Here is a 12,597-nt window from a genome sequence, read left to right as displayed (position 1 = left end):
GGGCGGAGGGTGCTGACGGGACGGACGGGCCGGAGCTCCGGGCGGAGCCGGAACCCGGGCCGATGCCGGTGCCGGTCACGGCGGAGACCCTGCGCCAGCTGCGCAGGGTGTTCCGGACCCCGCTGACGCGGACCACGGGCGGGGCCGACGGGCCGCACCTGGTCAGCGACAGCGCCTCGGAGGCGGCGTACCTCTTCGACGCGCCGCAGGACGACGGGGCCCCCAGCCTGGCGCTCCCGCGCACCGTCGCCCCGCTGGTCCCGGGCAGCCTGCGGACGGCGGGCGGGCGGGACGGGCTGGTGGTGCTGCGCACCTGACCGGGACCGGAGACCGGGACCCGGGAGTAGCGGGTTCAGACCCGGGAGTAGCGGGTTCAGGGGGTCACGGAGACGGGCGCACCGGGGACGAAGGTGGCCACGGCGGTCTCGAAGTGACGCTTGGCCTCCGCGAGTTCACCCACCGGGGCGGAGACCCAGATGTCGTACATCCGGCCGTTCTGGTCCCAGCAGAGGTCGTAGGTGTGCCGGGCCCCCTCGGCCGGGTCGAAGCCGTTCCAGGTGAACTCCCAGAGTGCGGCCGGGAGTTCGTGATGCTTCGTCGGCACGACCGTTCCGCCGCGATAACCGGCGTTGGTGTCCGGACCGTTCGCGTGTGCCTGCCGCATCACGCCGAGCGGGCCGCCGGGCACCGGCATCTTCACCCGGATCCCGATGCGGAAGGCCCCGTCCGGGGAGACGTAGAAGACCCGTTGGTCGTCGGTGGCCCGCTGGTACCCCGCGGGCACGGCGATGGCGAAGCCCTGCGGATCGGCGAACGTCCGGTACCCGGAGGGCGGCCCGCTCTCGCCCGGGGGCGCGGAAGGGCTCGGGGCACCTGAAGAGCCCGGGGTCAGTGCAGGCCCCGCGGTGCCGCCGGGGGCCGCCGGCGCGGTCCGCGCCCCCCGCCCCGCTTCGTTCGCTCCGGACAGCAGGTTCAGCGGGTCGGCGCCCCCCACCAGGACGGCCACCACCACGCCGGCCACCACCAGGACGGCGGCGGCCGCGATCAGCCCGAGGCGCAGGCCCGGCCGGGTGGCGAAGCGCTGCCTGGCCGTCGGGCGGGGAGCCACGGCCGGGGCCGTCAACCCCTCCGAATCCGGCGTGGACGCGGGTACGGCGGGGGCGGGGGAAGGTGCCGGGACGGTGACTGGGGCGCCGGCGGAAGCATCCGCGGGTACGGGCAGCCCGCGGTCGGCCCGCACGGTCATCGGCTCGGCCGGGCTTCCGCCTCCGCCTCCTCCTCCGCAGCAGTTCGTCGGTGGCCCGCCAGACGGTACCCATCCCGCCCCGGCCCAGCCGGCCCTCCAGGCGGTACCGCCCGGCAACCACGACACTGCCGCGCACCTCGTCCTGTGCCACCGCGCTCCCCCTCACCCGATCCCGGAGCCATGATGCCGTAGCCCGCTCTTCCGACGGCCTGAGCACGACAGGCCCTAGGATCGCGTCGGGCGGCACCGGCACAGCTCTACGGGGGGCACACGTGGAACCCACAGCCATCGGGCTCAAGTTGGCGACGGCCGTGATCGGCCCGCTCGTCAGGAAGTTCTTCGTCACCGACGCCCCGGGGGCGGGGCTGGTCGACAAGCCGGTCCGGCTCTCCGGGTACGTCTCCTTCAAGGGCGAGAAGCGCACCCTCACCGAGTCCGACGTACGCACGCTGGCCGCCACCCTCGTCCAGCAGGCCCTGAGCACCGGCGAACGCCGCATCCCGGAGGACGAACGCGAGGCCGTCACCGACGCCCTCGCCGCGACCCTGCACGCCCTGGGCGACCTCACGATCACGGACGTCGACGCCGTCCGCCTCGGCCCGGAGGCCTTCGCCCGCGAACTGCGCCGCGCGGCCGACCGCCCGGAGCGCCATCTCTCCGCCGACGCCACGCACTTCTACGAGGCCCTGCTCGGCCTCGCCTCGCTGCACATCCTGGAGTTCTTCACCCAGCGCAAGACCTTCATGGCGCACGCACTGGTCGGCCAGACCCGGGCGGTCCACGAACTCACATCCAGAACAGACGAGTTGATCCGGCGCACCCCGCTCCCCGACACGGCGGACGCCGCATTCGAGGCCACGTACCTGCCCTACCTGGCGAAGAAGCACTCCAAGCTCACCATCTACGGCATCGACCTGAGCAATTCACCGACGCGCTGGCCGCTGGACGTGGCGTACCTGAGCCTGGAGGCGGCGCCCCTCGGGCGCTCGGACATCTCCTGGGACGCCTACGAGACCGCGGACGATTTCCTCGCGGTGCAGCCGAACCTGGAACCCCAGCCCGCGGACCAGGCGCTGGCCCGCACCCCCCGGATCCTCCTGCGGGGCGAGGCCGGATCGGGCAAGACCACCCTCGTCCAGTGGCTGACGGTCACCGCCGCACAGCAGGACCGCCCGGACCGGCCCGCGTACCTCCACCACCGGATCCCCTTCGTACTCCCCCTGCGCACGCTCACCCGCCACGGCGAACGGCTGCCCGTTCCGCAGGACTTCCTCTCCGCGATCGGCTGCCCCCTCGCCGGTTCCCAACCCGCCGGGTGGGAGCACCGAGTACTGGCCGCCGGGCGGGGGCTGGTCCTGGTGGACGGCATCGACGAGGTCCCGGAGCCGGAACGGGAGCGGACCCGCCGCTGGCTGCGGGACCTGATCGACACGTACGGCGACAACGACAACCGCTGGCTGGTCACTTCACGCCCGTCGGCCGTAGGCCAGGACTGGCTCACCGAGGAAGGCTTCGGTGAGCTGGCACTGTCCTCCATGAGGCCCGCCGACACCGCCACCTTCATCAAGCGCTGGCACACGGCCGCCCGCGGCGGATCTGAATCCACAGCCGAACTCGACGCCTACGAGGCGCAGCTCCTCACCGCCGTCCGCACGAAGGCCGACCTCGGCAGGCTGGCCACCAATCCCCTGATGTGCGGCCTGGTCTGCGCGCTCCACCGGGACCGGCGCGGCTATCTCCCCCACGGCCGCAAGGACTTGTACGAGGCCGCCCTCTCCATGCTGATCAGCCGCCGCGACCGCGAGCGGGACATGAACGTCCCCGACCTCCGGGAAGAGCCGCAGCTCGAACTCCTCCAGCGACTCGCGTACTGGCTGATCAAGAACGGCCGTACGGAGATGGACCGCTCCCAGGCCGAGGACATCATCGGCCGCGCCCTCCCCGCCGTCCCCGAGGCAGCCGCCCTGGGCGACGCCCCGGCCGTCTTCGACCACTTCCTCCAGCGCAGCGGCCTGCTCCGCGAACCGACCCCGGGAACGGTGCACTTCGTCCACCGCACCTTCCAGGACTTCCTGGGCGCGCGGGCCGCCGTGGAGGAGGGCGACTTCGGCCTGCTCGCCGCCCACGCCGCGGACGACCAGTGGGAGGACGTCATCCGCATGGCGGTCGCCCTGGCCCGCCCCCGCGAGCGGGTGGCCCTCTTCGAGGACATGCTGAGTCTCGGCGACGGCACCGAGGACCCACGCGTCTACCTGCTGGCCGCCGCCTGCCTGGAGCACGCCACGACGCTGGAGCCGGCGGTCCGCGAGGCGGTGGAGGAACGCACCAGCAGTCTGATCCCGCCCGCCGGAGAGGACAAGGCCCGCGCCTTGGCGGAGGTGGGCCCCTTGATCCTTGACCTGCTGCCCGGCCCGGAGGCCGCTGATTCAGCGGCCGGGCGCAACGTGGTCATCGCGGCGTCCCACGTGGCATCCGACGCCGCACTGCCCTTCCTGGCACGGTACGCCGCCGAATGGGACTCGTCGCTCGCGATCCGCAGCCAGCTCGTGTGGTCCTGGTCCCGCTTCGACAGCGCCCAGTACGCGGACGAGATCATCGCGCTGCTGAACCCGGAGGGACTGGACTACACCGTCACGTCCGATGAGCAGTTGCACCTCCTGGAACGGCTGGGCGTGCCCGTGGAATCCCTGGACGTCAGAAGCGGCCCCTCTGCGGAGGTGCTCGCCTCGTACCTCTCCCGGCACGCACTGACGAGCTTGAGGCTCTCGAATCGCGCCCTGCCCGCCCTGTCGCTCCTGGCCGGTCAGACACGGCTCACGTCGTTCTCCGCTCACGAGTGCGACCCGCCCGTCGGCACGGGTCGCCGCGGCTGGGCGCCGAGCGATCTACATCCGCGCGCCCCCCTGCGACACCTCTCCATGTCGAGCGACACCCCTGGTGCTTCCTTCGAACCGGAACTCAGCGGAGTCGGCCGGTTCACGCAGCTCGAATCCTTTGGATTCTCCGGTCCTGCGACGGCCGCAGGCTGGCGGGAGGTGGCCGGCCTGCGGACGCTCTCCCGGCTCACTGTGGACGCGGCCTCATTCGACGCGCTGCCGTCCGACACGGTCCTGCCGGAAGTCACCCGCCTCAGCGTGAACAGCATCCGCGACGCCCCCACCGCGCAGAAGATCATCGACGCGCTGCCGCCCGCCTTTCCTCGCCTCGCCGACTGCGGGTTCTTCGGAAGGGTCGGCCTGAAAGGCACCCTCGACGTCTCCCCCCTGGCAGGTGCGCACGCCCTGGAGAGGTTCCGCATCAGCATGAATGCGACCCAGATGGACGGTCTCGCCGCACTGCCCTCCCGGATCTCCGTCCGCAGCAGACTCCCGTCGGGGGGACAAGCGATCAACCTGCGCGGGCAGGCGACCGGAGCCGCCGGGTAAGGTGTCGGACCGTGGCTGATCGTCGAACGGCAATCATGGAAGGCGCCGCGCGGGTCATCGCCCGGCGCGGCGTCCGCGGCCTGCGCGTGGAGGAGCTCGCCGCCGAGGCGGGCGTGTCCACGGCGCTGATCTACTACCACTTCAAGGACCGCGCGGGGATCCTCCGCGCCACCCTGGAGTTCATCAACGACCGCGCCGGCCGGTACACCACGGAGCGGGACCCCGGCGATCCGCCGCTCGACGCCCTGGGCGAGCTGGAGCAGACGCTCCTGCTGGAGTTCCAGGACGACCCCGGGGTGCGGGAGAACAGCACGGCCTGGGGAGAGCTGCGGGCCAGCGCGGTGTTCGACCCCGACCTGCGGGAAGACCTCGCCGGCGCCACCCGCGTGTGGATCCAGGAAGTGGGCGACCTGCTCGGTCAGGTCCGCCCCACGGCCGGTGCCGCCGCCCTTTCCGGTGCCGCCGAGCGGCTGACCGCCCTGGTGGAGGGGCTGAGCTCGCGGTGGCTCAGCGGCAGCCTGCCCCTGCCCCACGCCCGTGAGCTGATGGTGTCCGCCATCGCCGCCGAGCTGGACCGCCTCGCCCGTAGCTGACCGGCCCGGGCCGCAGGCCTCGTAGGGCCCCTCCCTCCCCCGGTAAGGGATCACGCACGCCCCGCATCTTGACTGAATTTTCAGTCAGTGACAGAGTTCTGGCCATGGCCGCTCTCGGCCCGTACCCGCACCCGATCCGGAGGCCCCTCGATGCCCGACTCCCCCGACGACAGCCGCTCGCTCCTCGGCCGGTTCTTCGGCTCCTCCCCCTCCCGCAGGATCGTCCTGGGGGCCGCCGGACTCGGAGCGGCAGGAGTCGCGCTCGGGACCGCGGCCGTCGCGGTCCCGGGGGCGGTCCGGGGGCCGAGCGCGGGGGCGCGGCGCTGGCGGGTGGACATCGACGACGTTCCCCACACCCGCACCTGGATGTCCTGGCCCTCGCGCTCGTCCATCTGGGGCGGCCGCGCGCTGACCGGGGTCCAGGAGGACATCGCGCTGATCGCGAAGACGATCGCGCGCTACGAGCCCGTCGTCATGTGTGCCCCCGACGCGTACACGGCCGCCACCGCCCGCTCCTGGTGCGGCCCGGCCGTGAGCGTGACCACCGCCATCGGCACCGACGACCTCTGGATGCGCGACATCGCGCCGGTCTTCCGCCGGGACGGCCGCGGCCGCCTCGACGCGATCGGCCTGAACTTCAACGGCTGGGGCAACAAGCAGGCCCACTCCTACGACGCCCGCGTCGCGGAGAGCGTCGCGTACGAAGCCCATCTCCCCTTCAGCAAGACGGACTTCGTCGGTGAGGGCGGGTCGATCGAGACCGACGGCGACGGAACCGTGATGGCCACGGAGAGCAGCCTCGTCAACAAGAACCGAAACCGGGGCTGGAGCCGCGCCGAGGTCGAGGACGCCGTTCTGCACGCGTACGGGGCCGACAAGATGATCTGGGTGCCGGGCATCAAGGGCAAGGACATCACCGACGACCACATCGACGTGACCTCGCGCTTCATCCGCCCCGGTGTGGTCATGGTCCAGGTGCCGCCGGCGGGCCGCGACGACATCTGGGCGCGCGATGCCCGCGAGCAGTTCTCGATCCTCTCCGCGGCCACGGACGCCCGGGGCCGGCGACTGACCGTCATCAAGGTCGACGGTCCCGACACCACCCGCTCGAAGAACCCCGAGTTCGTCGACTCGTACATGAACTTCCACGTGGTCAACGGGGCGGTCATCACCGCCCAGTTCGGCGACGCCGCGAAGGACGCGGCGGCGAAGCGGGCCCTGGCGGCCGCCTTCCCCGGCCGGACCGTCGTGCAGCTGAACGTCGACCGGCTGATGGCCGGGGGCGGCGGCATCCACTGCTCCACGATGGCCGAACCGCGCCCGTAGAGCCCTCCCGCGGCCCCCGCCGGTGTACTGCCCGCGCCGGGGCGGGCAGTACACCGGGGCGGGCAGCACACCGGGACGGCCCGCCGTTCCCTTCACCAATGAGGCCGTATGCGACTGACACCCACCGAGCGGGACCGGCTGCTGATCTTCACGGCGGCGGAACTGGCCCGCGCCCGCCGCGCGCGCGGCGTGAAGCTCAACGTCCCCGAAGCCACCGCGCTGATCACCGACACGGTGTGCGAAGCGGCGCGCGACGGCCGCAGGCTGGCCGAGGCGATCGAGGCGGGCCGCCACGTGCTCAGTGCCGCGGAGGTGCTGCCCGGGGTGCCTGACGTGGTCACCTCGATCCAGGTCGAGGCCGTTTTCGACGACGGTACGAGGCTCTGCGTCATCGACGACCCCTTCCGGCAGGAGGGTTCGCTCGGGGCCGACGCCCCGGGCGCGGGGCTGCCCGGAGCCGGCGCGGGCTACGGGCCCGCCACCGCGACCGTCCGGGTCGCCGTACGGAACACGTCGAGCGTGCCCATCAGCGTCACCTCGCACTTCCACTTCTTCGAGTCGAACCCGCGCCTCGCCTTCGACCGCGCCGCCGCCTACGGCACCCGGCTCGCCGTACCGGCCGGCTCCTCGGTCCGCTTCGACGTCGGGGCCACCGTCGTGGTGGAGCTGCTGCCCATCGGCGGGGCTCGCGTCGCCATCGGTTTCGCCGGCCTCGTGGACGGCCCCCTGGACGCTCCCGGAGCGCGCGAAGCCGCCCTGGCCAAGGCCCGGGCCACGGGATACCTCACCTCCTACGAGAGCAGCGCGACTTCCCACCAGGACCAGGCACCAGGGCAGGCACAAGGACTGACACAAGGACAGGAGCAGACATGAGCGGCAGCGTCTTCGACTCCGCGGGCTGCCACGGCCGCCCGGGCACAGCCCCGGCGGACAGCACGGACCCGCACGACTACATGGCCGTCCACGGCCCCCGGGCGGGCGACCGGATCCGGCTCGGCGACTCCGGGCTCATCGTCCGCGTGGAGTTCGATTCCCAGAAGCCCGGGGACGAGTTCCTGGCCGGGTTCGGCAAGACCGCCCGCGACGGCCTGCACCTGAAGGCCGCCGCCGTCCGCGACACCTGCGACATCGTCATCAGCAACGCCCTGGTCATCGACGCCGTCCTCGGCATCCGCAAGACCAGCATCGGCATCCGCGAAGGCCGCATCCACGCCATGGGCCGGGCCGGCAACCCCGACACCCTCGACGGGGTCGACGTCGTGGTCGGCACCGGGACGACCATCGTCTCCGGCGAGGGCATGATCGTCACCGCCGGCGCCATCGACACCCACGTCCACCTGCTCTCGCCGCGCATCATGGAGGCCTCCCTGGCCTCCGGGGTCACCACGATCATCGGCCAGGAGTTCGGCCCCGTCTGGGCGGTCGGCGTCAACTCCCCGTGGGCGCTGAAGCACGCCTTCAACGCCTTCGACGCCTGGCCCGTCAACATCGGCTTCCTGGCCCGGGGTTCCTCCTCGGACCCGGCCCCGCTGATCGAGGCGCTCGCCGAGGGCGGCGCGAGCGGCTTCAAGGTGCACGAGGACATGGGCGCGCACACCCGCGCCCTGGACACCGCCCTGCGGGTCGCCGAGGAGCACGACGTACAAGTCGCGCTGCACACGGACGGGTTGAACGAGTGCCTGTCCGTCGAGGACACCCTGCGGGTGCTGGACGGCCGGACCATCCACGCCTTCCACATCGAGGGCTGCGGCGGCGGACACGTCCCCAACGTCCTGAAGATGGCGGGCGTCGAGAACGTCATCGGCTCCTCGACGAACCCCACCCTGCCCTTCGGCCGCGACGCCCTGGGCGAGCACTTCGGCATGATCGTCTCGGCGCACGACCTGAAGGTCGACCTGCCCGGCGACGCCGCCATGGCCCGCGACCGGATCCGCGCCGGGACGATGGGCGCCGAGGACCTCCTGCACGACCTCGGAGTCATCGGCATCACCTCCTCCGACGCCCAGGGCATGGGCCGCGCGGGCGAGACCGTACGCCGCACCTTCGCCATGGCCGGGAAGATGAAGGCCGAGCTCGGCCCGCTGGACGGCGAGGGCTCCTACGGCACCGCCGAGAGCGGCGACGACAACGAGCGCGTGCTGCGCTACATGGCGAAGCTGACGATCAACCCGGCGATCGCCCACGGGCTGTCCCACGAGGTCGGCTCCATCGAGGTCGGCAAGCTCGCGGACCTGGTGATGTGGTGGCCGGAGTACTTCGGCGCCAAGCCCCAACTGGTCCTGAAGGGCGGCTTCCCGGCGTACGGGGTCACCGGTGACCCGAACGCGTCGACCGACCGCTGCGAACCGCTGGTCCTGGGACCGCAGTTCGGCGCGTACGGGGCCACCGCGGCCGACATCTCCGTGGCGTTCGTCGCGGAAGCGGCCGTCCAGAACGGCGACATGATGCCCACCCGGCGCCGCCGCGTGGCGGTCCGGGGGACCCGGGGCATCGGGCCGAAGCACATGCTCCGCAACAGCCGTACGGGCAGCGTCGACGTCCATCCCGGCACCGGCCTGGTGTCGCTCGACGGGGAGCCGCTGGTCTCCGAACCGGCCGACTCCATCTCGCTGAGCAGGCTCTACTTCCTGTAGGGCGCAACTAGGGCACGACGGCCTGGGCGCGACAGCGGAGCGGGACCCGCACCTTACGCGAACCCGCCCCACACGGATGCTCCGCCTTCCGCGGCAGCGGCCGTGGCATCGATGCGGTACGTGTCGTCCTTCGCGACCGGTAGACCCTTCCGTCCCGGCCCGGTCAGCACGGTGGCGGCGCCCATCAGGCCGTCGGATTCCAGCCGTCGGTACCGGCCAGGTAGGTACGGGCGGTGTGGCTCGCCGCCTGGTCCGGACCGAGCTGGGGCCGGCCGGCTCCGGTGCCGGCGCCGGGGCCCGTGTTGGCGTACTCGGCGAACCGGGCCGACTTCCAGGAGAAGCCCCCCATGTCGGTCCACGGACCCTGCGTCTTGACGGCCGCGGGCAGGCTCGTGTTGCGGATCACCAGCTGGCCCACCGCGCTCGGCCCGGTGTGCCAGGGCCGGCCGAGGTAGTAGGTCCGGGGCTGGGCGGGGCTGCTGATCGTGCTGTCGGTGATGAGGATCCCGTACCGCTTGGCCGAGTCGGTGTTCGGCGCGGCGAGGTAACCGTTGTGACCGCCGGCCGCGGCGCCCCGGTCGCGCAAGGTGATGTTGACCCGGTCGTAGACGGCGGTGGCGTTGCCGAAGACGAAGTCGACGTCGCCCGCGACGAAGCAGTGACGGAAGTACTGGCGGTACTGGCCGGTGGCCGAGGGAGCCCAGTTCAGCACGGTGTCCTGGTGCCCGATGAAGCGCGAGTTGACGTACTTCTGGCGGTCACCGGACGCGTTGAGCGCCACCGCCTGGGTGTCCTTGAGGCCCGGGTGCGCCGACCTCTGCCAGGTGTTCTCGACCGTGACACCGGTGACGGTGATGTCGTTCGCCGAGAAGGTCGCGGTGGCACTGCCCGCGGTTCCGTACGTACCGCCCCCGGGCTTCGGCGTACCGGAGGCGTTGTCGTAGGTGATGACGACGTCCTCGGCGTTGCCGGTGGCGCCCTTGAGCGTCAGCCCGTGCTTGGAGGCGGGAACGTGCACCGTCTCCCGGTAGGTGCCGCGCGCCACGAGGACGGTGTCGCCCGCGGTGGCCGCGTCGACGGCGGCCTGTACGGAGCGGTGGGCGGCGGAGCCGTCGGCGGCAACCGTCAGCGTACGGCCGCCGGCGGGACGTGACGGGGCAGGACCTGACGGGGTGGGAGCGGACGGGGTGGGAGCGGACGGGGCAGGACCGGACGGGGTGGGCCCCTTGCCTTCGGTCTCGGTGAGGACCCCCGCGCCCGCCTGCACCGCGAGCTTCTTCGGCAGTCCGGCGGCGGGTTCCAGTCCGGCGGTGAGGGTGGGCTTCCAGCCGACGGTGGTCTTGATCTTCCTCCCGGGGTTGGCGGCGTTGTAGGCGGCGACCAGGTCCACGGCGGCGCCGCCGACGAGGTTGCCGCTGCCCGCGATCGCTCCGGTGCCGTCACCGCTGAACAGCTGGGAGGCCTTCCGGTCGGAGGAGAGCTTCCAGTGGTTGTTCTGCGCGACGACCTGCGCGCCGGCGCGGGAGTTGACGCTGTAGCTGTGCGCGTAGCCCTCGGACGCCGTGGTGTCGTAGAAGTTGTCGTACAGGTGGATCCGGCCCACGCGGGCGAGCGGAGCGCGCTGGACCACGCCCTGGAAGACGTTGTGGTGGAGCGTCACCCGGAGTTTGGTGTCCTGGTCGCTGCTGCCGATCAGCATCGTCTTGTCGTGGTTGGCGAACCTGTTGTACCCGACGGTGACCAGATCGGAGGCGTTGGTGATGTCGAGGGCGCCGTCGTGGACCTGGTAGTGGCGGCCGAAGCGGACCGGCTCGGCGGAGTCCGGGTGCGGGAGGTCGGAGAAGCTGTTGTGGTCGACCCAGACGTGGGTGGCGCCGCGCAGGCTGACGGCGTCGTAGGCGGAGTTCCAGTTGCCGGTGGAGCCGTCGGTCGGATCCCACTGCGGGAAGCAGTCCCGGACGTCGGTGAGCGAGAGGTTGCGGATGATCACGTTGTCGGCGTTCTTCACCACCAGGCTCCCGCCGGTGATGCCCGCTCCGGTGCCGGGCACGCCGATGACGGTGGTCCGCGCCGGCACCGTGAACACCATGCGGGCGGCCTGCCTGGCCTGGGCCGCCCTGCGGGCGTTCTCCTGGGCGCCGGACGGCACCTTGGTGCGGCCCCAGACGGCGGGATCGTAGGCCTTGAGGTAGGAGTCGAGCGAGTAGCCGGTGCCCGCGGCGTAGTCGGCGCAGCTCTGCGGCTTGCCGCTGTCGTCGGTGCTGGCGTCGATCAGGCCCTTGACGCGGACGATCCGCGGGGCGTCGGCCGGGCCCGCGGCCAGGGCTCTCGCCAGCTCGGCGCGGGTGGAGACGGTGAAGACGCGTGCCGCGGCCGCGGCCCGGCCACCGGTGGTGCCCGAGCCGCTCGCGGCCCAGCCGTCCCGGGCGGGCAGCACGCCGTGGGCGAGGTCGGCGGGTGCCACGGCACCGGCCTTCACGACGAGCGGTACGGCGCCGAGACCGGCGGCGACCAGGGTGGCCGCGCCGGCCAGGGCGAGCCTTCGGCGCCCGGCGGGGCGGCGGTGGGGAGAAGCTGACACGGGGATGGCTCCTTGGGGCGAGGTGCACTGTTCACCCCTCAGTTGCCGCCGGAGCCCGAAAGGTTGCCGCGGGCCTGCCGCTGTCTCCGCGGCGGCCCCGTCGACGGCGCCGACCGGGCGAAGGGCCCCGGGTCCCACCGCCCGGTCGGCGCGCGGACGATGAGCACGCGGGCCCGCACTCCGCCGAGTATGTGGGCCCGATCGCTTCGTCGGCCGCACAAGCCCTACCAGGACGACTTCGTGACCCCGGGCAGGAACCCCGCGTGCGCCTGTTCGCGCATCCTCACGCGGGACAGTCCGAACTTCCGCAGATGACCGCGGGGCCGCCCGTCGACACTGTCCCGGTTGCGCACCCTGGTCGCGCTCGCGTTGCGCGGCTGCTCGCGCAGCTCGGCCACGGCCGCTCCCCGTTCGGCATCCGTCGAGGACGACCTCCGGATGACCTCCTTCAGCTCCGCCCGCCGAGTGGCGTAGCGCTTGACGATCGCCTTGCGCTCCTCGTTCTGCGCGATCTTGCTCCGCTTCGCCATCAGACCTTCACGCCCCGGGCGCGGATGCGTGCCACCGCGGCCTCAACACCGATCGTGTCGATGGTCTTGATCCCCTTGGCGCTCAGCTTGAGGCGGACGTGGCGCCCCTCGCCGGGAAGCCAGTACCGCTTGTTCTGGATGTTGGGGTCGAAGCGGCGGGAAGTGCGCCGGTGCGAGTGGGAAATGGCGTTGCCGAAGCCTGGCTGGGCGCCGGTCAGTTGGCAGTGGGCGGACAAGGGGGAACCTGCCTCTCTCTCCGAAGA

General features: G+C 72.3%; 9 protein-coding genes. 5 read left to right on the top strand and 4 right to left on the bottom strand.

The features are described from left to right. Positions 1-373: 373 nt before the first annotated feature. Positions 374-1,108 carry a hypothetical protein gene (locus ACIQV3_RS23985; protein WP_403714899.1) on the bottom strand — a complete coding sequence of 245 codons (735 nt, stop codon included), beginning with the start codon at positions 1,106-1,108 and terminating at the stop codon, positions 374-376. Positions 1,109-1,518: 410 nt separating this feature from the next. Between ACIQV3_RS23985 and ACIQV3_RS23980 the strand changes: the two genes are divergently transcribed. The 5 genes from ACIQV3_RS23980 (at position 1,519) to ACIQV3_RS23960 (ending at position 9,223) form a co-directional block, all read left to right on the top strand. Then, positions 1,519-4,671, top strand: coding sequence for an NACHT domain-containing protein (locus tag ACIQV3_RS23980; RefSeq protein ID WP_403714896.1), 3,153 nt, complete (start codon positions 1,519-1,521; stop codon positions 4,669-4,671). A gap of 35 nt (positions 4,672-4,706) precedes the next feature. Next, entirely contained in the window at positions 4,707-5,264 is a 558-nt protein-coding gene (locus ACIQV3_RS23975; protein WP_403714981.1) for a TetR/AcrR family transcriptional regulator, read from the top strand. A gap of 150 nt (positions 5,265-5,414) precedes the next feature. Further along, entirely contained in the window at positions 5,415-6,590 is a 1,176-nt protein-coding gene (locus tag ACIQV3_RS23970; protein ID WP_403714894.1) for an agmatine/peptidylarginine deiminase, read from the top strand. A 108-nt stretch (positions 6,591-6,698) separates the two neighbouring features. Next, a complete protein-coding gene (locus ACIQV3_RS23965) occupies positions 6,699-7,463 on the top strand; it encodes an urease subunit gamma (protein ID WP_403714892.1) in 765 nt (254 codons plus the stop codon). Positions 7,464-7,543: 80 nt separating this feature from the next. Beyond that, positions 7,544-9,223 (top strand): urease subunit alpha, encoded by a 1,680-nt coding sequence (locus tag ACIQV3_RS23960; protein WP_403714979.1) that lies wholly within the window; start codon positions 7,544-7,546, stop codon positions 9,221-9,223. Between the two features lie 184 nt (positions 9,224-9,407). On the opposite strand, the gene ACIQV3_RS23955 is transcribed toward ACIQV3_RS23960, so the two are convergent. The 3 genes from ACIQV3_RS23955 to rpmB form a co-directional block, all read right to left on the bottom strand. After that, positions 9,408-11,804 (bottom strand): pectinesterase family protein, encoded by a 2,397-nt coding sequence (locus ACIQV3_RS23955; protein ID WP_403714890.1) that lies wholly within the window; start codon positions 11,802-11,804, stop codon positions 9,408-9,410. 224 nt (positions 11,805-12,028) lie between these two features. Beyond that, positions 12,029-12,334 carry a 30S ribosomal protein S14 gene (rpsN, locus tag ACIQV3_RS23950; protein WP_403714888.1) on the bottom strand — a complete coding sequence of 102 codons (306 nt, stop codon included), beginning with the start codon at positions 12,332-12,334 and terminating at the stop codon, positions 12,029-12,031. Continuing rightward, the gene (gene rpmB / locus ACIQV3_RS23945) at positions 12,334-12,570 is read right to left on the bottom strand and encodes a 50S ribosomal protein L28 (protein WP_403714886.1); all 237 of its coding nucleotides are present in this window, start codon (positions 12,568-12,570) and stop codon (positions 12,334-12,336) included. Before rpmB ends, rpsN begins: the two co-directional genes overlap by 1 nt. Positions 12,571-12,597 lie beyond the last annotated feature (27 nt).

Source organism: Streptomyces sp. NPDC099050, assembly GCF_044759865.1.
Classification (GTDB): Bacteria; Actinomycetota; Actinomycetes; order Streptomycetales; family Streptomycetaceae; genus Streptomyces.
Note: the sequence above shows the minus strand (reverse complement) of the source record. Positions and strands in the feature narration are given on the sequence as shown.

Bases quoted from the DNA above. Each gene is read 5' to 3' on its own strand.
- ACIQV3_RS23975 (WP_403714981.1), top strand. From the start codon at position 4,707: ATGGAAGGCGCCGCGCGGGTCATCGCCCGGCGCGGCGTCCGCGGCCTG.
- ACIQV3_RS23970 (WP_403714894.1), top strand. From the start codon at position 5,415: ATGCCCGACTCCCCCGACGACAGCCGCTCGCTCCTCGGCCGGTTCTTC.
- ACIQV3_RS23965 (WP_403714892.1), top strand. From the start codon at position 6,699: ATGCGACTGACACCCACCGAGCGGGACCGGCTGCTGATCTTCACGGCG.
- ACIQV3_RS23960 (WP_403714979.1), top strand. From the start codon at position 7,544: ATGGCCGTCCACGGCCCCCGGGCGGGCGACCGGATCCGGCTCGGCGAC.
- rpsN (WP_403714888.1), bottom strand. From the start codon at position 12,334: ATGGCGAAGCGGAGCAAGATCGCGCAGAACGAGGAGCGCAAGGCGATC.